This is a genomic window from Streptomyces sp. NPDC111656 (assembly GCF_055656965.1).
In genome coordinates, this window is the sequence record NZ_JBVKCA010000003.1 from 675,080 (window position 1) to 696,110 (window position 21,031).

The 21,031-nt window shown below is 67.4% G+C and carries 18 protein-coding genes and 4 pseudogenes; 10 read left to right on the top strand and 12 right to left on the bottom strand.

Annotation, left to right across the window (positions count from 1 at the left end; genetic code table 11):
- The first annotated feature begins 50 nt into the window (after positions 1 to 50).
- Complete coding sequence (locus ACZ7M3_RS13310; RefSeq protein WP_472063059.1) at positions 51 to 422, top strand: phage holin family protein; 372 nt, start codon at positions 51 to 53, stop codon at positions 420 to 422.
- Positions 419 to 946 (top strand): DUF3618 domain-containing protein, encoded by a 528-nt coding sequence (locus ACZ7M3_RS13315; RefSeq protein ID WP_472063061.1) that lies wholly within the window; start codon positions 419 to 421, stop codon positions 944 to 946. The genes ACZ7M3_RS13310 and ACZ7M3_RS13315 overlap by 4 nt, the downstream gene beginning before the upstream one ends.
- Positions 947 to 1,269: 323 nt before the next feature.
- On the opposite strand, the gene ACZ7M3_RS13320 is transcribed toward ACZ7M3_RS13315, so the two are convergent.
- A complete protein-coding gene (locus ACZ7M3_RS13320; protein ID WP_472063063.1) occupies positions 1,270 to 2,019 on the bottom strand; it encodes a TetR/AcrR family transcriptional regulator in 750 nt (249 codons plus the stop codon).
- A 248-nt stretch (positions 2,020 to 2,267) separates the two neighbouring features.
- Between ACZ7M3_RS13320 and ACZ7M3_RS13325 the strand changes: the two genes are divergently transcribed.
- The 4 genes and pseudogenes from ACZ7M3_RS13325 to ACZ7M3_RS13340 form a co-directional block, all read left to right on the top strand.
- Positions 2,268 to 4,508, top strand: coding sequence for an MMPL family transporter (locus ACZ7M3_RS13325; protein WP_472063065.1), 2,241 nt, complete (start codon positions 2,268 to 2,270; stop codon positions 4,506 to 4,508).
- A gap of 199 nt (positions 4,509 to 4,707) precedes the next feature.
- On the top strand, positions 4,708 to 5,130 hold the full coding sequence (locus ACZ7M3_RS13330) for a Dabb family protein (RefSeq protein ID WP_472063067.1): 423 nt from the start codon (positions 4,708 to 4,710) through the stop codon (positions 5,128 to 5,130).
- 114 nt (positions 5,131 to 5,244) lie between these two features.
- Positions 5,245 to 5,616 carry a nuclear transport factor 2 family protein gene (locus ACZ7M3_RS13335; RefSeq protein WP_472063069.1) on the top strand — a complete coding sequence of 124 codons (372 nt, stop codon included), beginning with the start codon at positions 5,245 to 5,247 and terminating at the stop codon, positions 5,614 to 5,616.
- A 304-nt stretch (positions 5,617 to 5,920) separates the two neighbouring features.
- Positions 5,921 to 6,499: pseudogene (locus ACZ7M3_RS13340) on the top strand (winged helix-turn-helix domain-containing protein); the annotation flags it as partial.
- A 46-nt stretch (positions 6,500 to 6,545) separates the two neighbouring features.
- Here the strand turns inward: ACZ7M3_RS13340 and ACZ7M3_RS13345 are convergent.
- Positions 6,546 to 7,241, bottom strand: coding sequence for an ISL3 family transposase (locus ACZ7M3_RS13345; RefSeq protein ID WP_472063071.1), 696 nt, complete (start codon positions 7,239 to 7,241; stop codon positions 6,546 to 6,548).
- A gap of 197 nt (positions 7,242 to 7,438) precedes the next feature.
- A pseudogene (locus ACZ7M3_RS13350) lies at positions 7,439 to 8,026 on the bottom strand (ISL3 family transposase); the annotation flags it as partial.
- A gap of 173 nt (positions 8,027 to 8,199) precedes the next feature.
- Here ACZ7M3_RS13350 and ACZ7M3_RS13355 point away from each other — a divergent pair.
- Positions 8,200 to 8,754, top strand: a pseudogene (locus ACZ7M3_RS13355) (transposase); the annotation flags it as partial.
- Positions 8,755 to 8,938: 184 nt separating this feature from the next.
- Entirely contained in the window at positions 8,939 to 9,823 is an 885-nt protein-coding gene (locus tag ACZ7M3_RS13360) for a transposase (RefSeq protein WP_472063073.1), read from the top strand.
- Between the two features lie 119 nt (positions 9,824 to 9,942).
- Here the strand turns inward: ACZ7M3_RS13360 and ACZ7M3_RS13365 are convergent, their stop codons facing one another.
- From ACZ7M3_RS13365 to ACZ7M3_RS13380, 4 genes are all read right to left on the bottom strand, one after another.
- Complete coding sequence (locus ACZ7M3_RS13365; protein WP_472063132.1) at positions 9,943 to 10,467, bottom strand: recombinase family protein; 525 nt, start codon at positions 10,465 to 10,467, stop codon at positions 9,943 to 9,945.
- A 16-nt stretch (positions 10,468 to 10,483) separates the two neighbouring features.
- The gene (locus tag ACZ7M3_RS13370) at positions 10,484 to 11,167 is read right to left on the bottom strand and encodes a hypothetical protein (protein ID WP_472063075.1); all 684 of its coding nucleotides are present in this window, start codon (positions 11,165 to 11,167) and stop codon (positions 10,484 to 10,486) included.
- A gap of 104 nt (positions 11,168 to 11,271) precedes the next feature.
- A complete protein-coding gene (locus tag ACZ7M3_RS13375; protein ID WP_472063077.1) occupies positions 11,272 to 11,529 on the bottom strand; it encodes a hypothetical protein in 258 nt (85 codons plus the stop codon).
- A gap of 420 nt (positions 11,530 to 11,949) precedes the next feature.
- The gene (locus ACZ7M3_RS13380) at positions 11,950 to 12,564 is read right to left on the bottom strand and encodes a TetR/AcrR family transcriptional regulator (protein ID WP_453276756.1); all 615 of its coding nucleotides are present in this window, start codon (positions 12,562 to 12,564) and stop codon (positions 11,950 to 11,952) included.
- A 92-nt stretch (positions 12,565 to 12,656) separates the two neighbouring features.
- Between ACZ7M3_RS13380 and ACZ7M3_RS13385 the strand changes: the two genes are divergently transcribed.
- Positions 12,657 to 13,376, top strand: a complete 720-nt coding sequence (locus ACZ7M3_RS13385; RefSeq protein WP_472063079.1) for an SDR family NAD(P)-dependent oxidoreductase — start codon at positions 12,657 to 12,659, stop codon at positions 13,374 to 13,376.
- Here the strand turns inward: ACZ7M3_RS13385 and ACZ7M3_RS13390 are convergent.
- Entirely contained in the window at positions 13,264 to 14,004 is a 741-nt protein-coding gene (locus ACZ7M3_RS13390) for a transposase (protein ID WP_472063081.1), read from the bottom strand. The genes ACZ7M3_RS13385 and ACZ7M3_RS13390 overlap by 113 nt on opposite strands.
- Between ACZ7M3_RS13390 and ACZ7M3_RS13395 the strand changes: the two genes are divergently transcribed.
- Positions 13,889 to 14,332 carry a TetR/AcrR family transcriptional regulator gene (locus ACZ7M3_RS13395; protein ID WP_472063137.1) on the top strand — a complete coding sequence of 148 codons (444 nt, stop codon included), beginning with the start codon at positions 13,889 to 13,891 and terminating at the stop codon, positions 14,330 to 14,332. The genes ACZ7M3_RS13390 and ACZ7M3_RS13395 overlap by 116 nt on opposite strands.
- 515 nt (positions 14,333 to 14,847) lie before the next feature.
- Here ACZ7M3_RS13395 and pntB read toward each other — a convergent pair.
- From pntB to ACZ7M3_RS13415, 4 genes and pseudogenes are all read right to left on the bottom strand, one after another.
- Entirely contained in the window at positions 14,848 to 16,239 is a 1,392-nt protein-coding gene (gene pntB, locus ACZ7M3_RS13400) for a Re/Si-specific NAD(P)(+) transhydrogenase subunit beta (RefSeq protein ID WP_472063083.1), read from the bottom strand.
- A gap of 8 nt (positions 16,240 to 16,247) precedes the next feature.
- Positions 16,248 to 17,777: a Re/Si-specific NAD(P)(+) transhydrogenase subunit alpha gene (locus ACZ7M3_RS13405; protein ID WP_472063085.1), complete on the bottom strand. Its 1,530-nt coding sequence runs from the start codon at positions 17,775 to 17,777 to the stop codon at positions 16,248 to 16,250.
- A 584-nt stretch (positions 17,778 to 18,361) separates the two neighbouring features.
- Positions 18,362 to 19,478: pseudogene (locus ACZ7M3_RS13410) on the bottom strand (IS630 family transposase).
- A gap of 106 nt (positions 19,479 to 19,584) precedes the next feature.
- Positions 19,585 to 20,271, bottom strand: a complete 687-nt coding sequence (locus ACZ7M3_RS13415; RefSeq protein WP_472063087.1) for an SDR family NAD(P)-dependent oxidoreductase — start codon at positions 20,269 to 20,271, stop codon at positions 19,585 to 19,587.
- Between the last annotated feature and the right edge of the window lie 760 nt (positions 20,272 to 21,031).

Genomic DNA, 21,031 nt, shown 5'->3' on the forward strand with positions numbered 1-21,031 from the left:
CGCACTACGCCGGATCCGGCCACAGCACAGACCGCTCCGGCCAGGAGCCGGTGAGCGAGCTGGTGCAGCGGGCCTCGCAGCAGCTGACCGAGCTGGTGCGCGGCGAGATGAAGCTGGCGCAGGCGGAGATGAAGGAGAAAAGCAAGCGTTACGGCGAAGGCGGTGGGCTGTTCGGCGCCGCCGGCGTCGTGAGTTTCCTGATGCTGCAGACGCTGGTCGCCACCGCGATTGCCGCGCTGGCGGTGCCGCTGCCGGTGTGGGCGGCGACGCTGATCGTCACCGCGGTGCTGGGTGTGATCGCCGCGGTGATGGCCATGAGTGGAAAGAAACAGGTCGACCACGCCGCGCCGCCCGCACCCGCGCAGACCATCGAGAACGTGAAGGCCGACATGGCCGAAATCAAGGGGAGCGCACACCGATGAACAAGCCGCCTCACGACGAGCCCACCGCCGCCGGCCCCGAGGAACTGCGCGAGCAGGTCGAGCAGACCCGGACCGAGCTCAGCCAGACGGTCAAGGCACTCGCAGCCAAGACCGACGTCAAGGCGCGCACCCAGGAAAAGGCCACCCACGTCAAGGACCGGGCAGCCGCGAAGGCCGGCGAGCTGAAGGACAACGCCGCGCTCAAGGCCGGACAACTGAAGGCAAAGGCCGCCGACTTGGCGCACCAGGCACAGGACGTGCTGCCCGACCCGGTCAAGGACACCGCCGCGAAGACCACCGAGCACGCCCGGGCGAAGGCGGCCCAGGCCAGTCAGATGTGGCAGGAGAAGGCGCCCGAGCCGGTACGCCACAAGACGGCCCAGTGCACGCGACTGGCGCGGGACAACCGCAAGATGCTGCTGGCGGCAGCGGGCGGGGCTGCCGCGGTGTGGCTGGCCTGCCGAAACGGTCGGCGCAACTATGAAGCTTGTCGCCGACCACGTGGAGAGCATCGTCCTCCCTGAATGTGGCCACTACCCTGCCGAGGAAGCCCCAGAGGCGATGCTGTCGGCGCTGACCGCCTTCCTGGCGCCCTACCGCGATAGGGCGAACGCATAAGACCTCGCGCAGGTGGGCGGTATGGGGAGCCGCCTCCCACCGGCGCAGCCGCGTCAGTGCCATCACCGAGCCGGTGATGGCACATCGCCACCCAACACCTCATACCCTTGCGATCCGCACGCTCCCTCGGGCACCGACTGTCAGATGGGTGGCCAGTCTCGCAGCGCCGCGTCGGCCACCTGTCGGAGTCCGGAGCGGTCAGACAATCATGGTGGGTCGTCGAGGTTTCTCACCGAAGCTCGGCGTGGGGCGGTGCGGTGATCCGGCGATGAACGTCCTCGACCAGGTCCCGCATCGCCATGTGGAAGATCTCGGCCTGGTGTTCGCCGACAAGGGTGGTGTGTCCGAAGACTTCCAGGACGACCATGCCGTGCATGTGCCCCCATGCGCTGACGAGGAGAGCGGCCGCAGGAGGCGGCAGGGTGCCCGGGCCGTGCGGAATCAAGTGTTCCAGATCCGCCTGGAGGGCTGACGAGAGGACCCGGGTGTCGGCCGCGGCCAGTTGTGACGTGGTGAACCTGCCGAACATCTCGCGCTGGAAGACCTCGCCCACCCGGCGCATCGCCTGAGTGGTCGGCCCCTCGGCCGGTGCCTCGTAATGCCGCAACGGCGCCCCGTACAGCAGCTGGAATCGCTCGGGGTGGGTAACGGCCCATCGGCGGTAGCCCTCGGCGGCGGCCAGGAACCGCAGAGCAGCCGGTTCGTCCGCCATCGTGTCGACAGCCGCTGTCACGGCGTCGGCCAGGTCCTCGTACGCCTTGGCGACGAGAACCGTGACGAGGGCGTCCCGGTTCGGGAAATAGTGGTAGAGCCCCTGCACGGTCATACCGAGGCTACGGGCGACCGCTCTCAGAGACAGGGCGTGCAGCCCGTGCTCGGCGAGGTGCCTCTCGGCGGCGGCCACGATCTCCTGGGTGGCGAAGGCCCGGCGTCGCTGGCGCAGGGATGGCAGGACCGTCGCGGACGCGTCTGCGGACATGCGGCGATCCTAAGGTGACGACCCGACGAGGTCTCAGAAACATACGACTTTCTGAATACCTAACAGTGTCAGGTAAATCTCCTCCTGCTCAAAGGCCGATCGCCTGACTAGCGTCGTGTCCTGGCGATGAAGAGCGCGGCACCGCACCCCCTCTGACGGGGCGAAGGAACTCTGCGCCGCACTGCGCCGGCCCATGCCCGGCCACCCCCTCGCCTTGCCCCCAGAAGAAGCTTAGAAGGAGATCACCCGTGTTCGAGCGTGTGGCCGGATTGGCGATTCGCCGATCCCGGCTGGTCCTGGTCGTCGCCGCCCTGGCCGTGGCCATTATGGGGGTCGTGGGAGCGGGCGCCTTCGACAAGCTGAAGGGGGGTGGCTTCGATGACCCGGCCTCTCCCTCCACCCGGGCATCGAAGGTCATCGACGAGAAGTTCGGCGGCGAGACCAACCTCGTTCTGCTGGTCGGCTCCCCCGTCGGCCGCATCGACACCCCCGCCCACCGAGAGACCGGCCAAGCCCTGGTGGCCGAGATCAAGAGGGACAAGCGGCTCAGCAACGTCGTCTCGTACTGGGAAACCAACAGCCCAGAGCTGCTCTCCAAGGACGGCCGCGAGGCCATGGTGCTCACCCACGTGAGAGGCGACGACACCCAGCAGCGGAAATACGCCAAGGCGATCCTCGACGCCTACAGCGGCACCTACAGGAACACCCTCACCGTCCAGGCCGGAGGGGGCGCCGCCGTGGGCGCAGACCTGTCGAACCAGGTGGTCGAGGATCTGATCCTCGCCGAAGGGATCGCCATACCGCTGACTCTCGTACTGCTCCTGTTCGTCTTCGGCAGTGTGGTCGCGGCCCTGCTGCCGCTGATCATCGCGCTGATCGCCATCATGGGATCGTTCGCCCAGCTCTTCCTGCTCGGCAGCGTCACCGATGTCGCCGACACCGCGACCAACCTCACCACCGCCCTGGGCCTGGGACTAGGCATCGACTACGCCCTACTGATGGTCAGCCGCTTCCGGGAGCAGCTCGCGGCCGGGGTGAGCGTGGACGACGCCGTCCGGCGCACCGTACACACAGCGGGCCGCACCGTCGCCTTCTCCGCCGCGACCGTCGCGGCCGCCCTGGCGGCACTCCTGGTGTTCCCGCAGTACTTCCTGCGCTCCTTCGGCTTCGCCGGAGTCGGCGTCGTCGCGATCGCGGCCCTGAGCACCCTGTTCGTGATGCCGGCCCTGCTGAAGGTTCTGGGGCACCGGGTCAACAGCGGGCGGCTGCCGTGGGCGAAGACGCGGAACTCCGCCGCCCGCGCACCCCTGTGGGGACGGGTGGCGCGCACCGTCATGCGGCGGCCCGCGCTCACCGCACTGCCCGTCCTCGCGGTGCTGTTCTTCGCGGCCAGCCCGCTGCTGAACATCACCTTCGGCACGCCGGACGAACGCGTGCTGCCCAAGGACGCCGAAAGCCGCCAGGTCTCGCAGGCACTGCGCGAGAAGTTCGGCGGCAGCGAGGACTCGGCCCTCCACATCGCCATCAACCAGCCCGTGGACAAGACCCCGCTGGCGTCGTACGCGGCCCGACTGGCCGCGCTCAAGGGCGTCGAGCGCGTCGAGACCAGCACGGGAACCTACACCGCGGGCCAATCCACGGCGACCGGGCCGGGCGACCCGACCCTGGGCCGACCCGACGCACAGCAGATCAGCGTGATGAGCGGCCTGACACCGAAGTCGGACGCGGCCCAGAGCCTCGTCGAGCAGGTGCGCGCGGCCACCCCTCCCCCAGGGACACACCCCCTGCTCGGCGGAACGGACGCCGAACTCGTCGACTCCAAGGAATCCATCGGCGACCGGCTCCCCGTGGCCGTGGCCCTGATCGTCGTCACGACCTTCCTGCTGCTCTTCCTGTTCACCGGCAGCATCGTGCAGCCGCTGCGCGCACTGGTCCTGAACGTGATCAGCCTGGGAGCCACCCTCGGCGTGATGACCTGGATCTTCCAGGACGGCACCCTCTCCTCACTGCTCGGCTTCACCGCACAGCCGATGGAGATGACGATGACCGTGCTGATGTTCTGCATCGCCTTCGGCCTCTCGATGGACTACGAGGTCTTCGTCACCAGCAGGATCAAGGAACTCCACGATCAGGGAGCGGACAACGAGACCGCCGTGGGCGACGGACTCGGCCACACCGGAAGCATCGTCAGCGCGGCGGCCTGCCTGCTCGCGGTGAGCTTCTTCGCCTTCGGCACCTCCAAGCTCAGCTTCATGCAGATGTTCGGCCTCGGCAGTGGACTGGCCATCCTCATCGACGCCATCGCCGTACGCGGCGTCCTGGTCCCCGCCGCGATGCGGATGCTCGGCCGCTCGGCCTGGTACGCGCCCGACTTCCTGCGCAGACTCCACAACCGCTACGGCCTCAGCGAGGGCGGACCCGAGCCGACCTCCGCATCCGGACGCGCGGCGGTGGCTCCGGCACCCACGGTGAACTCGACCAGGGGCTGACCAGCAAGCGCCGCCCAGCGCGAGTCCGGTTCCCGTCTGTCCCCGCGCCACCGCGAGGCGGCAGACGGCGGCGAGCTGCCTGTCCGGATGGCCTGATCATGCAGGACCACTGGTAACACGGGGCACGCTTCAACACCGCCGGGGCCCGGTACGGGCCCCGGCGCTTAGGAATCCAAAACCGAGTTTTGAGGAGAAGGCCGTGATCTTCCACATCATCCGCTTGACGCCCAAGCCCGACCTGAGCGAGGAGCAGCTCACGGCTTGCCTCGACCTTCTACGCCAGGTCGGTGAGACCAGTCCCGCCGTGAAGTCGTACGTGGTCGGCCCACACCCCACCGGAGGCTTCGCATACGGAGCCGTGTTCGTGATCGAAGACCTCGACGGCTACTACCATTACCTGAACCATCCCGCGCACGTCCGCCTTGAACTCGAAGGTATCGGATATCTCGCGCGGTTTGAGTCCTTCGACATAACGGACTCCGCCGACCCCGAGATCAAAGCAAAGATCGAGCAGGTACAGGCTCGCCATTTCACCGAACACCCCGAGATCGCCGCACTCGTGGCACAGGCCACCTCTCTCACCATGCCCGGCGGTGAAGACACAACGATCCCGTCGTCCTGAGCGGAGAAATCCTGCCGGGCGCTCCACGGCCACACCCCTGACGAGGCGCCAGGCGTAAAGCGCACATTCAGACCGCGCCCAGCGCGCTACAACCCGCGGAAGCAGGAGCTCGCGATGAACACGAACGACCCGATCGACCGGCTCAAGGATGCGATCAACTCGCACGACCCTCACCAGGTCGCTGACTGCTTCACCACCAACTATCGGTCCGAGACCCCGCATCGGCCCCAAGACGGCTTCACCGGGAATGACCGAGTGCTCATGAACTGGACCGCCATCTTCGGTCGGCTGCCCGACATCCAGGCCGAGGTTCTTCGCCGCGCCACGGCCGATGTCGAACTCTGGTCGGAATGGGAGATGGTCGGCACAGCCCCGGACGGCACCCAGGCCGTCATGCGTGGGCCAGTCATCATGACGACCCGCGACGGACGCATCGACTGGACACGTTTCTATCTCAGCCCTGTCGCGGTCGACGTCAATGGATGAGCTGGCTGAGGGGCCTCGCGCCTTTCGGATAGGGATCTGACCGTTCATTTCACGCGACTGTTCGCAGCCCCGCACTCTCGGCATGGACTTCTCGCGGAGGACGGTAACCGACTGTCGGCAACGGGTGAAAAAACTGCCGTTGCCGATAGCTGGGGCGAGTTATCTTCGACTTGGCGTCCCAGGTGCGAGTGGTGCCGTGGCCGGTTGCGTCCCATCGGGAGCCCGCCTTCATGCCCGAGTCGAGGACCGTCTTTCGGGTGAAGCGGTGTTTGGCGCTCGTGCCGCTCTCCTTCCTCCGCGCGTAATGCTGGGCGAGAGTTGTTTACGCCGGGCTGGAGTGACGCGGCGGCAGGCCGAGGATTGCGGTGGCCTGAGCGATGAGCGCAGGCAGTTTCGTGAGGGCATCCGGATGAGGGCCGCCGAGCGGTTCGCCCTGGGCGAGCCGCTCGGCGATCGCCAAGGAGTTACGGGTCAGCGTGCGCTCGGTCCAGCGGTGGCGGCGGACGTGGTCCAGGGGCGGACCGCGGGCCCTGGCCTCGGCCGGCTCCGCCTCGCATCCCCGGTTGAGCGAGGCACAGTTCGCGGTGCTGGAAGCCGAACTGGCCAAGGGCCCAGTGGCGCACGGCTGGCCGGACCAGCGATTGACCCTGTCGAGGATCAAGACCGTGATCGGGCGGCGCTTCCACAAGCGCTACACCATGTAAGGGGTGCGCAAGCTGCTGATCCGGCACGGTTTCTCCTGCCAGGTGCCGGCCAGACGGGCCGTCGAACGTGACGCAGACCGGGTCACTGGATGGGTGAAGGAGACCTGGCCGCAGGTGGAAGCCTCGCGGCGGCGCTCGACGCCTGGATCGTCTTCGAGGACGAGTCCGGCTTCTCGATGGGCTCAGTCAAGATTTCCGTGACGGGGTGACGCAGCGTCGCCTTGTTCAGGTCAGCAGGACGCGTTTGCGGAGGAGTGCGAAGCCGGCTCTGCCGTACATCTGTCGCTTGAGCATCTTGATCCGGTTGACGTGACCTTCGACAGGGCCGGAACTCCAGGGCTGCGTCAGGCCCGCGGTGACTGCCTGGTGATCGTGTTGAAGGCCGTCGGCGAAGGCGTGCACAGCGGGCAGTTCGTCGGCGCGGACGGCATCGGTCCATGCGGGGAGGCGGTGCCCGCTGAGTTCGTCCATCATTCGTGCGAAGGCATGGACGTGGCCGCGGGCGGTGGTCAACTCCGGGCATCGGGCGAGCACTTCGCTCAGTTGCCGTGCTTCATCATCGCGCAGACACTCCGGGTTCCACATGATCCAGTTGGTGATCTGCTGCGGTTTGAGTACCGGGGACGGCGACCGGATCGAGCCGAGACTGGTGCGAAGCGGTCGGAGATAGCGCCGCACCGCTTGCGGGGTGCGTCCCGGATAGCCCTGAGCCTGGATTTCCAGGAAAAGACAGGCGGCATCGGTGCATCCCTCGTTCCAGCGCCGGATCAGGTAAGGCATGCAATCGTCCAGGCGCGTGGTGCGCAGGGCCCCGTCGATGAGGCCGTCGAGGTTCGCGCAGTGGGCATAGCGTTCCGCGGTGTGCCGGGCCAGGCCCAGCTCCCGCCCGATGGCGCTGATCGTCCAGCCCTTCGCCAGCAATCGGTGAACTGCTTTGTGGCGCTCGCGTGTCCGTGTGACCAGCCATTTCTCGATGCCGGTATCCGGATTGAGTGTCGAGGGCGGCGCCGCGGCCAGGCGCCGGATGGAAGGGGGTTGGGCTCAGGTGCCTGCAGACAGGGACGGTGAGCGATCACCGTGCGCTCGATGGCGGTGGCGAGGTTGTCCCACAAATGCCACCGGTCGGCGACCTGCAGGGCATCTGGAGCTCCTGCGTGGGCCGCCTCGGCATAGGCGCCAGCTCGGTCCCGGCAGTTCACCTCGATCCCGGGGTGGCCGGCCAGCCAGGCGGCGACGGGTTTCTTCTCCCGGCCGGGCAGCAGGTCGAGGACGTCATGGGACTCGACGTCGACCAGCACCGTTCCATACCTGCGCCCGCGCCGCGTGGCGAAGTCGTCCACCCCCACCACCTGCGGCGGGCGCGAGCACGGGTCTGGCAGCGCCATCAGCACATTCAGCAACGCGACTCGGCTGACGACGATGTGGAGCATGGCAGCCAGCCGTACACCGGCCCGGCCGGCCAGTGCCAGGGCAATCGCCTGCACTATGCCCAGCAGGTCAACAGTGCGGCGTCCATATGGGATGGTCAGACCCTCGACTTGCTCGGCAAAAGTGCGACGCGCGTAGTCGGTGACGTCGCAGAACAGCCGGCGCACTGACAAGTCGATGACCACCGGGCGCCCGCCCACGGCGGCATCAGCCAGGCACCGCTGATACCAACTGTGGACCCGCCGCGAGAGAACGCCGCAGTCCGGACACGGCAACATCCCGTCTTGAGTACGGCCCTTGACCCGCACCAGACCGTCCTCCACCAACACCTGTTCCACCAGCACCTTCTCAAGGTGCGGAAACACAATGCCAAGCAAGTCGTCACACACTGCAGACCATGCCACCAAGGTGACTCTCCGTCACCCCGTCACGGAAATCTTGACTGAGCCTCTCGATGACGCCGCCCACCGCCCGCACCTGGGCCCACCGCGGCCAGACCCCAGTCATCCGGGTCCGCGGCCGATCCCGCCGCCGCATCTCGATCGCCGCACTGACCTGTTACAAACCCGGCGAACGCTCCCGGCTGATCTACCGGCCCCGCCGCGACGACGGCCGACGCGACGGACGCAAGAGCTTCGCCTGGACCGACTACCGCGACCTGCTCATCACCGCACACCAGCAACTTGGCGGCACGATCGTCCTCATCTGGGACAACCTCAACGTCCACCTCACCGCCAGAATGCGGCAGTTCACCGCCGGACGGGACTGGCTCACCGTCTACCAGCTGCCCTCCTACGCACCCGACCTCAACCCCGTCGAGAGCATCTGGTCCCTGCTGCGACGCGGCTGGCTGTCCAACACCGCCTTCACCACACCCGAGCACCTGATCCAGACCATCCGACACGGCCTGAGAACGATCCAGCACCGCCCCGACCTGATCGACGGATGCCTTGCCGGAACCGGACTATCCCTCACACCCACGACAACCCGAGTTCAACCTCTGTAACGACCTCGTGCACGGTTGGCCGTGGCTCGGCGTCCGGTTGGCTCGTTGAACTGTGCATGGGGGGGCTGGAGCGCGTGAGTTGATCGTGGCGGAGTACCGGGTCACTGGGCTGTCGCCGGATGTGATCGGTGAACTCATCACTGAGGTAGAGCCGTTGTGGCACGAATGGCATCAGGCTCGGCTCATGACTCGGCCGCGGCGGCGGGCTGTAGAAGCCGGGGCGAAGCACCAGTCCGTCTTCGTCGATCGGCTGCTGGCCACCCTGGTGAATCTGCGTCATGGCACCACCCATGACGTGCTGGCCTGCTGGTTCGGCGTGGACCGCTCCACCATCACCCGCGCCATCGGCGAGGTGCGGCCACTGCTCGCGCAACGGGGCTGCACCGCCGCGCCGGGCGTCCGGCTGTGCACTCTCGCCGAGGTCATCGAGCACCTGGGCGCCGACGTTCAGACCGGGATCACCGACGGCACGGAGATCCGTGTGCGACGCCCGGCCGCAGGCCGCAAGGACCGGGACAAGTTCGTCTCGGGCAAAACCAAGCAGAACGCCGTGAAGTCCATGGTCCTCACGGACTCCGAGGGGCGCGTGCTCTTCTGCAGCCCGCTCCGGCCGGGCAGTTGCGCCGACATCACCCAGACCCGGCAGCTCGGACTGGTCGAGTTCCTGGTCGACGGCCCCTTCGTGGAGATCCTCGCGGATGCCGGCTATCAAGGCATGGGTGCGCAGACCGGCGGACGGGTAGTGACACCGCCACACCGCAAGTTCAAGAAGAACGTGTCAGCTTGGTATGAGGAGGGGCACGAGCAGCAGCGCAAGGCGCACTCCTCACGGCGTATTCACGTCGAGCATGGCATCGCGCACCTGAAGAACTGGAGCGCTCTTGCCCGCCACCTCAGCCGCCGCGAGCACATGAGCGACATCGTCCAGGCCGTCGCCGGACTGCCCTCACACCAGCAGACCGCTGCCCTCTCCCGCGGCCGTCGGGCACGAACCGTCAGCACCGCAACCGCAATCCTCGACGCGCCACGGCTAACCGTGCACGAGGTCGCTAGCCTCGATCTTCCGTGAGTCCCCGGCAGCTTGCTGACGGGGACTCTGCGCTGGTGTGCCCAGCATAGGAGATTGCTTGGGGGTGGAAGTCCCCTGGGGGAAGAGGTGGTGCTGACCCCGAGCCGGAGGCAAGGGCGTCATCGTGAGGTGGGGTCTGGAGGAAGCCCGAGGCGAGACCTGGGTACCGAGGAACACGAATCGCGTATGAGGCGTACTGGCGGGTGAGCCTGCCGGCTTCGGTGATGCCCGTCTCCACCAAGAAGGCCAGTGCGTAGGTTCGGCCGTCGCCACTCCAGCTCGCCCTTGTCGAGGCCCCGGCGCAACCGGACCGGCAGTTCGATCCCGTGCTCGACCAGCCAGCGCGGCACCGCGTGCAGAGTGCCGAGCTCGGCGAAATTCGTGAACACCAGCCGCACCACTCTCTGTGCCTGCTCGTCCGGGTCGCAGACCGCCTCGCCGGACGGCCGGCGCACGTAGCCGATCGGCAGCGGCACGGCCAGTTCTCCGCGGCGGGCCTTGTTCACCCGGCCGGTCTGCATGCGCTGCTTGATCAGATGGAGTTCGGCCTCCGCCATCGTCCCCTTCAGCCCTAGCAGCAACCGGTCATTGTGCTCCGCCGGGTCGTAGACCCCGTCGGTGTCCGTGAGCAGCGCACCGGACAGGGCGCAACGGCACCGTTTACATCAGCTCGGTCCAAGAGCCGATCTCGCAGCTGCTCCATGGCCTCCTCCATCCCTGAAGGGAACGCGCCCCTAGGTCAACGGGAGTAGTTGGAGAGGAAAGGTCGGACTCGCATGGGGCGGTTACCTTCCCGTGCTCGGGGCAGTGTGTTGCGTTACGCCAGATTGTCGGAGAGGGCGGTTCGGGCCCCGGCCGGCAACGGCGCCACCAGCTCGCGCGTCGGGCTGAACCTGATGGCTCCTCAGCCACCATCACGGCCTCGACCTGGGCGAAACCGTGCCGGGCCAACAGGGCGAGGACTGCCTGAACCAGGATTTCCGGAGCGGAGGCTCCCGAGGTGAGGCCGAGCGAGGTGGCCTGTCGGAGCCAAGCGGCATCGACGTCCTCGGTGTTGTCGACCAGATTTGCGGCGTCGGCGTCGGCATCGAAGGCGACCTCCACCAGACGAAGCGAGTTGGACGAGTTGCGCGAGCCCACCTTGTCCCGGTAGGGATCGGCACGAGGGCTGTCGATCACCTGGATCGGTGGGAGGGCAGGAGACGGCTGAGTGGGCATGGATTCCCCCAGGTGGAAAGGGGTGAAGAGGTCCCGCCGGCGTGGGCCTTGGCAACCACGGGCGCCACCGTCTGCGGCCGGAACAGCCGCTGTGGCTCCTGGTAAGTCAGCGAGGCTCGGGGGCATTCGGGCCGCAGCCCCTGGTGCGGCAGCATCGTGGGCGGTTGGGCCGGCTGTCTTGGTCCGTTCAACTGGCCGATGTTTCAAGCTGACTTCCAGCAGGCGGGGCGCTATACGCGCCACCACCAGCTGATCGAGTCGATGTCGAGCGGTTGATGGGAGGTTGCACCGCACTGGTCGGTGAACCCGGGCGGGGTGAACGTCTCGGCGCTTGCGGGGCTGCCGTCCTGGTAGCGGTAGCGGTGGGTCTCCTGGTTGAACTGCATGCCGCCACGGATGTACGCGCCGAGCGCGCACAGGTACGTGTCGACGATCGGGGGAGGGTCGTCGTGCAGCACCTGTTCGCGTAGGTCCAGGAACCGCTTCACGATGCGTTCGTAGATGACGACCGCTTCGGCGACGGCGTCGGCGATCGTGGCGCAGCGCTTCGAACAGTACCGAGCCGTCGGTGAGCGAATACGGGCCAGCTACTCCGCCGACCTCCCCGACCCTGCCGTTGTGGCCCGCCACCCGTCTGCGGGCCACAACGGCAAAGGAGGTCGCCGTCCTGGCGGAGCTTCGCGCGCTGTGGCCGGTGTCGGAGATCCGCGCGTGGAGGGAGAACCCGGTGACGACGAGGGAGCCCAGCCCTGGGGCCGTGAGGCCACTCATGAGGGTGTGTCATTTCTGGAGTCCGGATCGGTTGCAGCCGGACGCGAAGGGATTCGGGAGCGGGAGGAGAATGCGAACGGGGGTGTTCGACGGCAGCGCGCGGCCGCTGGCACACCCTCCTCCGCTTTGTGCCACGGTCAGGAGCCGTCCAGAGGCCAGTTACGCAGAGCCATGTCGGCCACTAGCTGAAGCTCGTCACGGGCGGTGCCGCCTGCGGCCTGGACGGCGATCCCATTGGCTACGGTCATCAGGTATCGGGCGAGCAGGCCGGGATCGGCGTCAGCCGGCAGGTCGCCCTCGTCCACGGCCCGCTGGAACCTGTGTCGCAGGTGGACTGCGCCCTCCTCACGCCAGGCGGTGAGGATGTCGCGAGCCTGGCGACCGGCCCCACCGGCCGCCAGGGAGCCCTGCACTCCAAGGCATCCGGCGGGGCAGTCCGGCTGTGTGGTGGACCGGACCGCACCGCCGAGGTACGCGGCAGCCACCTCGCGGGCGGTCGCCCGCCCCAGAGCCCGGGCGAAGTAGGACGCCGGACCCTCGGTGTAGCGCTCCAGCGCCTTGCGGAACAGGTCCTCCTTGTTACCGAAGGCCCGGTACATGCTCGTGCGGGTGATACCCATCGCAGCGGTCAGATCGTCGAGGCTGGCGCCCTCGTAGCCCTGGGCCCAGAAGACCAGTACCGCCCTTTCGAGGGCCTCGTCGACATCGAACCCCCGCGGTCTGCCGACCGACGCCGCCCGCTTGCTCTCCATGGCTCCAGCATACCCTTTCGGTACCGACCGGTTCGGAAGTGCTACGCTCCCATTCGGTACCGACTGGTTCCGAAATCTATTGGGGTAGAGCCATGACAAGAGTCGTTCTGATCACCGGCGGGACCTCGGGCATCGGTCTGAGCCTCGCGGAGTCCTTCTTGGGAGAGGGGGCTTCCGTGGCCGTGTGCGGCCGATCGCGGACGGCCCTCGACCGCTTCAGCCGAGAGCATCCGGAGGCGCTGGCCGTCCAGGCCGACGTGATCGCCCCGGAGGCGAGAGCCGCCATGCTCGATGCGGTCACCGAACGGTTCGGCCGGCTGGACGTGTTGATCAACAACGCGGGCACGTTCGTCGAACGGGACTTCGCCGCGGACGAGGATGCAGCCGTGGCACTCGACCAGGAGATCGCCCTGAATCTCACAGCGCCCATCCACCTGACCGGCGAGGCGTTGCGGCGCTGGCCGTCCCTGGACGCGATCGTGTTCGTGACGTCCGGCTTTGCCCTGGTCTCCCCCACCCGTGCCCCGACCTACGGCGCCGTGAAAGCCGGACTGCACGGCTTTGCCGACGGACTGCGCCGCCAACTCGCACCCCGCGGCACCCACGTGCTCGAGGTCCTCCCGCCGACCACGGACACGCCCATGAACGCCGCTGCCACGGGGCCCAAACTGGCACCCGCCGAGGTTGCGGCCGTCACGCTCAAAGCCCTCCGGGAACGTCGGCCGATGGCCCTGCCGGGTCAGGCGAAACTGATGCCGCTGATGCTGCGGGTCGCGCCGCGCACCCTCGACCGCATGGTCGGGAAACTCTGACGCGTAAATAGGTCCAGGTCAGGGGCTGTTTGGGCAGGGCTGGGTGCCCGGTGGTCGTCGAGGCCGCCGGGCTCTTGGTCTGTGAGCGGTCAGGCTGCGCCTTCGATCGGGTTGAGGGTGACGGTGTAGCCGAGCTGGTTGAGGGCGGTGATCGCGTGCCGCGTTCGGGGTTGCGCTGGACGAAGTAGATGCCGCCGAGTTCGCGGTAGGGGACGTTGTCGGTGAGCATGTGCCAGATCGCGGTGATGATCGAGTGCTCCACGGCGACCAGGACCTTGAGCGGTCCGCGGCGGGCGGTCAGCCGCTTGTAGCGGGCTTGTAGGTAGGTGTCCTTGGTTCTCGCCGCGCCGAAGGCAGCGAGTCCGAGGGCTCCTTTGAGATACGGGTTGCCGGGGCGGACCTTGGTGTTCTTGGTGCGGCCGGCGGACTCGTCGTGGCCTGGGCAGACCCCGGCCCAGGACGCCAGGTGCCCGGCCGAGGCGAACCGGGTCATGTCCCCGCCGGTCTCCGCAATGATTACTTCGGCGACGGCCTGGTTGATCCCGGGGATGGTGTCGAGTAGGTCGAGGGCGCCTCGAAAAGGGGGCCATTGCCTCCTCGATCCGCTGGTCGAGCTGTCCGATGGCATCAGTGACCGGCTGTCGACCGAGATCGAGTACAGCCAGCCGGTGATCTACAAGCACTTCGCATCAATGGAGGATCTGGTCGAGGCCATCGCACTGGAGGGCTTCGCTGAACTCGCAGAAGCCCTCGGCGATGCTCGACGCCACGCAGCACCGGCCGAGGCGGTCAGCGCGGTTGTTCGCGCATACAACACTTACGCCACGGAGAATCCGGCGCTGCATGAGGCGATGTCCACCCGCGCCATGCGGCTCCGATTCGGTATCGAGAGCCCTGCAGCACAGCCGTCAGCCGCGTACGCCGAATTGCGTACGGCCGTGGCCACGATCGCTTGAGAACAAGACGTCGACACCCTCACCGAGGTTCTGTGGGCAGCGCTGCATGGATTAACGACACTCAGTCGCAATGACCGCCTACGTTCAGACCTCGGCATCGACCGCCTTGATCTTCTTGTCGCCCAGTTCTGCGCCACTGGCTCTCGACACCTGACACGCAACCATGGTGATTCCTCTTGCCCAACCACCTCGTACACGCTTGGCCGTAGACCTTTGAGGTGACGGTGCTGGCAGTGGTCCCGCTGGAAACCCGAGGAAAGAGCGGTCCGTTGGGGCCGGGCTGGTCACGTGGAAGCATACGTCGACTCCACCATCTGAGATTCACCTGGCCTGCGGCCGTTGTCGCTGCTGGCTGCGGGTGGTTGACCCTTGTGCGCGGGGCGCGCGGTGTGCCCGGCGCGCACGGGGACGGTCGGGGCGGTCGGGGGCGGGTCGGGAAAGGCACGAAGCGCCGCCCTGCCCCTGTTCGGGGCGGAAGGACGACGTCTTCGAGGCGAACGGACGGCGTCCCGTCCTCAGGCAGGCACCCGTGAGAGCGCGCCCACGATCTCATCTACGCGGGTCTTGGCATCGCCAAAGAGCATCTGGGAGTTCTCCCGGAAGAACAGCGGGTTCTGCACTCCGGCGTAGCCCGCGGCCATGGACCGCTTGAAGACCACCACGTTCTTGGCCTCCCACACCTTCAGCACCGGCATGCCGGCGATCGGCGATCCCGGGTCCTCGGCCGCAGACGGGTTGACGGTGTCGTTGGCTCCGATGACGAGCACTACGTCGGTATCGACCAGGTCGTCGTTGATCTCGTCCATCTCCAGGACGATGTCGTAGGGCACCTTGGCCTCGGCCAGGAGCACATTCATGTGGCCCGGGAGGCGGCCGGCGACCGGGTGGATGCCGAAGCGCACGTCGACGCCCTTCTCACGCAGCAGCCGGGTCAACTCCGCGACCGGATACTGCGCTTGCGCGACCGCCATGCCGTAGCCGGGGGTGATCACGACGGACGAGGCCGACGACAGGAGCTCAGCGGTGTCCTCCGCGGAGATCTCACGGTGCTCACCGTAGTCCTCACCGCCTGAGGGGCCGGCCTCGATTCCGAACCCGCCGGCGATGACCGAGATGAACGAGCGGTTCATGGCCTTGCACATGATGTAGGACAGGTACGCACCCGAGGAGCCGACCAGTGCGCCGGTGACGATCAGCAGGTCGTTCTCCAGGAGGAATCCCGAAGCGGCGGCCGCCCAGCCGGAGTAGCTGTTGAGCATGGAGACGACCACAGGCATGTCACCACCGCCGATGGAGGCGACCAGGTGCAGGCCGAGCGCCAGCGCCAGCGCCGTGACCGCGATCAGCAACCCCATCCCGGGGGTGATGACATAGAACACGGTGAGCACTACGAAGGCGACCAGCGCCCCGACATTGATTACGTTCTTGCCCGGCAGGACCAGCGGAGCGGACTTGATCCGGGCCGAGAGCTTCAGGAAGGCGATGATCGAGCCGGTGAAGGTGACCGCGCCGATGAAGACGCCGACGAAGACCTCCGTACGGTGGATTCCGTCCGCGTCCGGGACCGCCTCCAGGTGACCGTTCCAGCCGATCAGTACGGCGACGAGGCCGACGAAGGAGTGCAGCAGCGCGATCAGCTCGGGCATGCCGGTCATCTCCACGACCTTTGCGCGCCACAGGCCGATGACCGCGCCGACCGCGATGGCGGCCACGAGGACGATGACAGAAGTGGCCGAACCGGCGTCAGTGACCTGCAGGATCGTGGCGGCGAGCGCGATCACCATCCCCGCGACGCCGTACATCCACCCCTGGGAGGCGGTCTCGTGCTTGGAGAGTCCGGCGAGCGCCAGGATGAAGAGGAGAGCGGCGATGAGGTAGGCCGCACCGGAAATTGAAAGAATGTCCATTTTTCAGCTCATGCCTTCCGGAACATGGTGAGCATCCGGCGAGTCACGGCGAAGCCGCCGAAGATGTTGATCGAGGCGAGCAGCGTGGCGACGCCGGCAAGTACCAGAACCACGTTGTCGGTCGAGGTCAGTTGAAGCAGTGCACCCACCACGACGATTCCCGAGACCGCGTTGGTCACCGACATCAGCGGTGTGTGCAGTGCATGGTGCACATGCCCGATCACATAGAGGCCGACGACGACGGCGAGGGTCAGCACGGTGAAGTGCTGGGTGATCCCCGAGGGCGCCCACGCGTTGAGCAGGAAGAGGGCCAGTGATCCCACACCGACCAACGCCACCTGCGCCTTCGGGGAGAGCTTCTTCGCCGCCTTCGTCTCCGGCGGCTGCACCGCGGCGGCCGCCTCCGGGGCCGCCGAAACCTGCACCCGCGGCGGCGGCCACAGCACGTCGCCTCGGTGAACCACCGTCAGTCCGCGCTGCACGGCATCCTCAAGGTCCAGCACGACCTGCCCGTCCTTGCCCGGGGCGAGCAGCTTCATCAGGTTGACCAGATTGGCGCCGTAGAGCTGGGACGCCTGGTCCGGAAGGCGCGCCGGGAGGTCGGTGTAGCCGATGATCGTCACACCGTTGCCGGTCGTGATGACCTCGTCCTTGACCGAGCCCTCGACGTTGCCCCCTTGCCCGGCGGCCATGTCGACGATGACGCTGCCCGGCTTCATGGAAGCGACATCAGCGGCGGTGATCAACCGCGGCGCCGGCCGCCCCGGGATCAAGGCCGTGGTGATGATGATGTCCACGTCCGCGGCCTGCTCGGAGTAGATCTCCGCGGCCCGCTTGTCGTACGCCTCGGATGTCGCCTTCGCGTATCCGTCGGTGGACTGCTCGACCTCGACATCCACGGGCAGATACGAACCGCCCAGCGACTTCACCTGGTCGGCCACCTCGGGCCGTGGGTCGGTGGCGCGAACGATCGCGCCCAGGGAGACGGCCGCACCGATCGCGGCCAGGCCCGCCACACCGGCACCGGCGACGAGCACCTTGGCCGGCGGTACCTTGCCCGCCGCGGTGACCTGCCCTGTGAAGAACCGGCCGAAATGGTGCGCTGCTTCGATCACCGCACGGTAGCCTCCGATGTTCGCCTGGCTGGAGAGGATGTCCAGTGACTGCGCCCGGGATATGCGCGGCACCGCGTCCATCGCAAAGGCGTCGATCTTATGAGCGGCGAGTGCCGCCAGCAAGTCGCCGTTGACAGCCGGGGCCAGCGGGGCGACGAGCTTCGCCCCCTCCTTGAGCCGCTCCACTTCTGACAGTTCCGGCGCGTTCACCCGGAAGACCAGATCGGCCCCCCACGCCTCCTCGGCCGTGCAGATCGCGGCACCGGCTTGGGTATATGCCTCGTCCGAGATTCTCGAACGGGCACCCGCACCCGTCTCGATCACCACTTCGAAACCCAACCCGGTCAACTGTCTGACCGTGGCGGGCGTGGCCGCCACCCGGGTCTCCCCGGACTTGGTCTCTCGGGTCACTCCAATGCGCATCCTGAGCTCTTTCGTCTAGTAGTTCGTACGTTGTGTTGTGCATGGAGAGGACTGCCCAACGTGCCCCGGCCTCAGCACTCACATGCTTTCTCGTAGCCCGTAGCCCGTAGCCCGTAGCCCGTGGCGCGAATGCAGGAACAGCCGTCGCGGCTGACCGAAAGCAGACAAGGCCTCCGGCCGGCCGCGACCTGCGCCACGCCGGCCATCGTGCCGCTCAGACCTTTCGCCGCCCAGCCGGGCATCGCGCCAGGCCGAGCCATGGTAGGACCTCACGTCTGTGTGCCCGGCGGCCCCTCCTCTCGGCGCCAACCCCAGGTCATCGGCTTCGACTTGGAGTACAGGCCATGCCGGGCCCGGGACCGGCGGCTCGTGTGCAGGCCGCGAAACACAACGGCCGACCGCTCACCCATGGACCGGGTCGGCCGTTGGTCCCGGGGGCGGGGCTTCGGTCGTTTCAGCGCCTGGCCTCAAGAGAGCCACGCAACGTCCGGGACCGGACGCGGGGTCCTCGACTCACGCGGCCGCGGCACCTCCGGCCCCTGCTTCGCCGCCAGTGCTCTGACCGCATAGGTTCGCCGGGTTGCTCAGGCTGCGGTGGCGAGGGGGCGTCCGCCCCAGCGGATTCCCTTCTCGCTGCGGATGCGGGCACGTTCACGTCGTTCGGCGGCCAGGACGTCACGGTGGCGGGCATTGGCGTTGCGCCAGTGCAGATAGGCATGCAGGGCCCGGGTCTGCACGGTGTGGTTGGGGTGGTTGGAGTTGGCGATGGTGAACTGCCGCAGCGTTCCGAAGTGGGCCTCGATCGGGTTCGCCCACGAGGCGTAGGTCGGGTGAAGCACAGCTCGACCTTGTTCTTCTTCGCCCAGCGGCGGGTGTCGGCGCCCTTGTGCGCGGACAGGTTGTCCAGGATGACGTAGATCGGGGCGCCGTCCGGGCGGGCGGCACGGAGCGACTTCAGCGCGGTGAGCGTGTTGGCGGCACCTTTCCTGCGGCGGTTGACGCCCCACAGGGTGTCGTCGCCGACCGAGTATCAGCCATGGAAGTAGCGCACGCCGTGGGTACGGTGGTAGGTGGCGGGCAGCCGGCCGGGGTGCTTCTGGACGGTCCAGCCCGAGCCCGCGGTGGGACGGATCCCGAGCGGGCCGAACTCGTCGAAGGCGAAGACCCGGTCCGGGAAGCGGTCCAGGACCTCCTCGATCCGGTCCAGCTTCGCCTCTCGCTCGGGGTCGGGGGATTCCTTCCACGTTTTGGTGCGCTGGAAGGTGACACCGCGGCGGGCAAGCAGGCAGCGTAATGCCTCGCGGCAGATCCGGATAACCCGGCCGTGGACTCTCCTCAGGTAGGCGATCAGCTTGCGCAGCGACCAGCGGGTGAAGGGCTGACCGAGCTTGGTGGGGCGTGTGGTAGCCGTCCGGATGACGAAATCCTTGTCGTCAGGGCTGAGCAGGCGGGGACGGCCTCCCGCCCACTGGTCCAGGCAGGCCATGCCGATCTCGTTGAACCGGTGGATCACATCCGGACGGTGTCCCCGTCGGCCTGCACCAGCTGGGCGATCACCGGCACCCGGTTCCCGCCGGCCGACGCCAGCAGCATCATCGCCCGCCGGTAGCGCACCGAACTGGTGCTGCCCCGGCGCACGATCTGCTGCAGCTTCTGCCCCTCCTGGTCCATCAGTCTGCGCACACGGACAGGCTCAGCCACCGCGCCTCCAGCGGTCGGATCGGACGTCACCCCACATCCAACCGCCACGACCACCAAACCGGCGAACCTATGCGGTCACAGCACTAGCAAGCACTCTCAAGGAGGGCTACCAGGACAGCTCTCCTGACTCCTCCTGGAAGGTTCCTGTCGGGCCGTCCGCGTCGAGAGTCGCCCAACGCACGACGACCTTGGCACTCTCCTCCGGCGTCCGTCCGACGCCGAATGCCGCCGTGAGGTCGGTCGCGGTGGTGCCCGGCTCGATCGCGTTGAACTTGACGCCCGGCTCAGACTTGGCGTACTGGACCGTCAACATGGTGACAGCTGCCTTGCTCGCGGAGTAGAAGGCCACCGGCAGGTTGAATTCCGGCCGCTCCGGATTGGTCACGGCCCAGAACGACCCGGCGCTGCTCGACAGGTTGACCACGGTGGGGTTGGCGGACTTGCGCAGCAGGGGAAGCCCGGCCTCGGTCACACGGACCACGCCCACCACATTGGTGTCGAAGGCGTGGAGAGCCGTCGGGCCGTCGACGGCTCCGTACCCCAGAACTCCCGCGTTGTTCACCAGGATGTCGAGCCGGCCCTCAGCGGCGTCGATCGTCGCGAGGGCCTTGCTCACCGACGCGTCGTCGGTGACGTCGAGCTGCACGAAGCGTGCGCCGAGCGTTGCCGCGGCCTTCTCGCCTCGTTCCACATCACGAGCACCGACATAAACAAGGTGGCCCAGCTCGCGAAGCTGCTTAGCAGTCTCGAAACCGATTCCCTTGTTGGCTCCTGTGATGAGTGCGACGGCCATGCTTTCTCCTCCTGAAATAAGTGGTAAGAGCGGACCCGTGGGAACGCTCGTCGGTACTTGGCAGAGCCACCCGGTTCGCGCACGATATGTTGCACGGCTCGGCTGGTGAAGCCATCGGCCACGTTATTGCACGTCTTTCTACGCGACCAGAGCCCTCCGCAGCCTGGGGAGTCACAGGACCCCCTTTGGGCGGCACCGACCCGCCTGTCAAGGCCTATGCTGGCTTTATGAGCACGACGTCCAATGCCCTTGGTTCCCATCTGCGCGCCCGGCGCGAGCCGGTGGCGGCCAAGCAAGCTGGAATCCCCGTATCGGTGTACGGCGTGTGCCTGGATGACCCCGGGAAGACGTCGCCGTACTCCTCGGGGCCGGCACCGGCTACTCCCAGCGGCTGGGGCGCGGCCGTGACCGCAACCCGCCCCCGCAGGTACCCCCATGCAGCGTCCGGGTACCGCACCTGGGCGAGGAGTGCCGCTCTGACCTGAGTAAACCGTTTTCATAGGCGCCTGGGCGGCGCGGGCTCCGACCCGCGAGGAAGCACGCCCATGCGTCTCGACCACCCCCAGGTCGATACGCCGGCGCTGCACCGCGATGGGCGGGGCATGGGGGCGGGCCGCTGGCCCCACGCTCGTCGTATACGGCCCGGAGCCCGGGTCGGGCGACGGGGGAAACCAGGAAGCCTTTCCCTCTCGGCTTCCGCGGGCCGACCGTCATTGCTCACATCACAGGGTGATGAGCGTCACCGAGCACTGCATCACAA

Excerpts from the sequence above, each read along its gene's own strand:
- ACZ7M3_RS13315 (WP_472063061.1), top strand. The coding sequence starts at position 419 with ATGAACAAGCCGCCTCACGACGAGCCCACCGCCGCCGGCCCCGAGGAA.
- ACZ7M3_RS13320 (WP_472063063.1), bottom strand. The coding sequence starts at position 2,019 with ATGTCCGCAGACGCGTCCGCGACGGTCCTGCCATCCCTGCGCCAGCGA.
- ACZ7M3_RS13335 (WP_472063069.1), top strand. The coding sequence starts at position 5,245 with ATGAACACGAACGACCCGATCGACCGGCTCAAGGATGCGATCAACTCG.
- ACZ7M3_RS13360 (WP_472063073.1), top strand. The coding sequence starts at position 8,939 with ATGACTCGGCCGCGGCGGCGGGCTGTAGAAGCCGGGGCGAAGCACCAG.
- ACZ7M3_RS13370 (WP_472063075.1), bottom strand. The coding sequence starts at position 11,167 with ATGCCCCCGAGCCTCGCTGACTTACCAGGAGCCACAGCGGCTGTTCCG.
- ACZ7M3_RS13380 (WP_453276756.1), bottom strand. The coding sequence starts at position 12,564 with ATGGAGAGCAAGCGGGCGGCGTCGGTCGGCAGACCGCGGGGGTTCGAT.
- ACZ7M3_RS13385 (WP_472063079.1), top strand. The coding sequence starts at position 12,657 with ATGACAAGAGTCGTTCTGATCACCGGCGGGACCTCGGGCATCGGTCTG.
- ACZ7M3_RS13395 (WP_472063137.1), top strand. The coding sequence starts at position 13,889 with ATGATTACTTCGGCGACGGCCTGGTTGATCCCGGGGATGGTGTCGAGT.
- ACZ7M3_RS13390 (WP_472063081.1), bottom strand. The coding sequence starts at position 14,004 with ATGCCATCGGACAGCTCGACCAGCGGATCGAGGAGGCAATGGCCCCCT.
- pntB (WP_472063083.1), bottom strand. The coding sequence starts at position 16,239 with ATGGACATTCTTTCAATTTCCGGTGCGGCCTACCTCATCGCCGCTCTC.
- ACZ7M3_RS13405 (WP_472063085.1), bottom strand. The coding sequence starts at position 17,777 with ATGCGCATTGGAGTGACCCGAGAGACCAAGTCCGGGGAGACCCGGGTG.
- ACZ7M3_RS13415 (WP_472063087.1), bottom strand. The coding sequence starts at position 20,271 with ATGGCCGTCGCACTCATCACAGGAGCCAACAAGGGAATCGGTTTCGAG.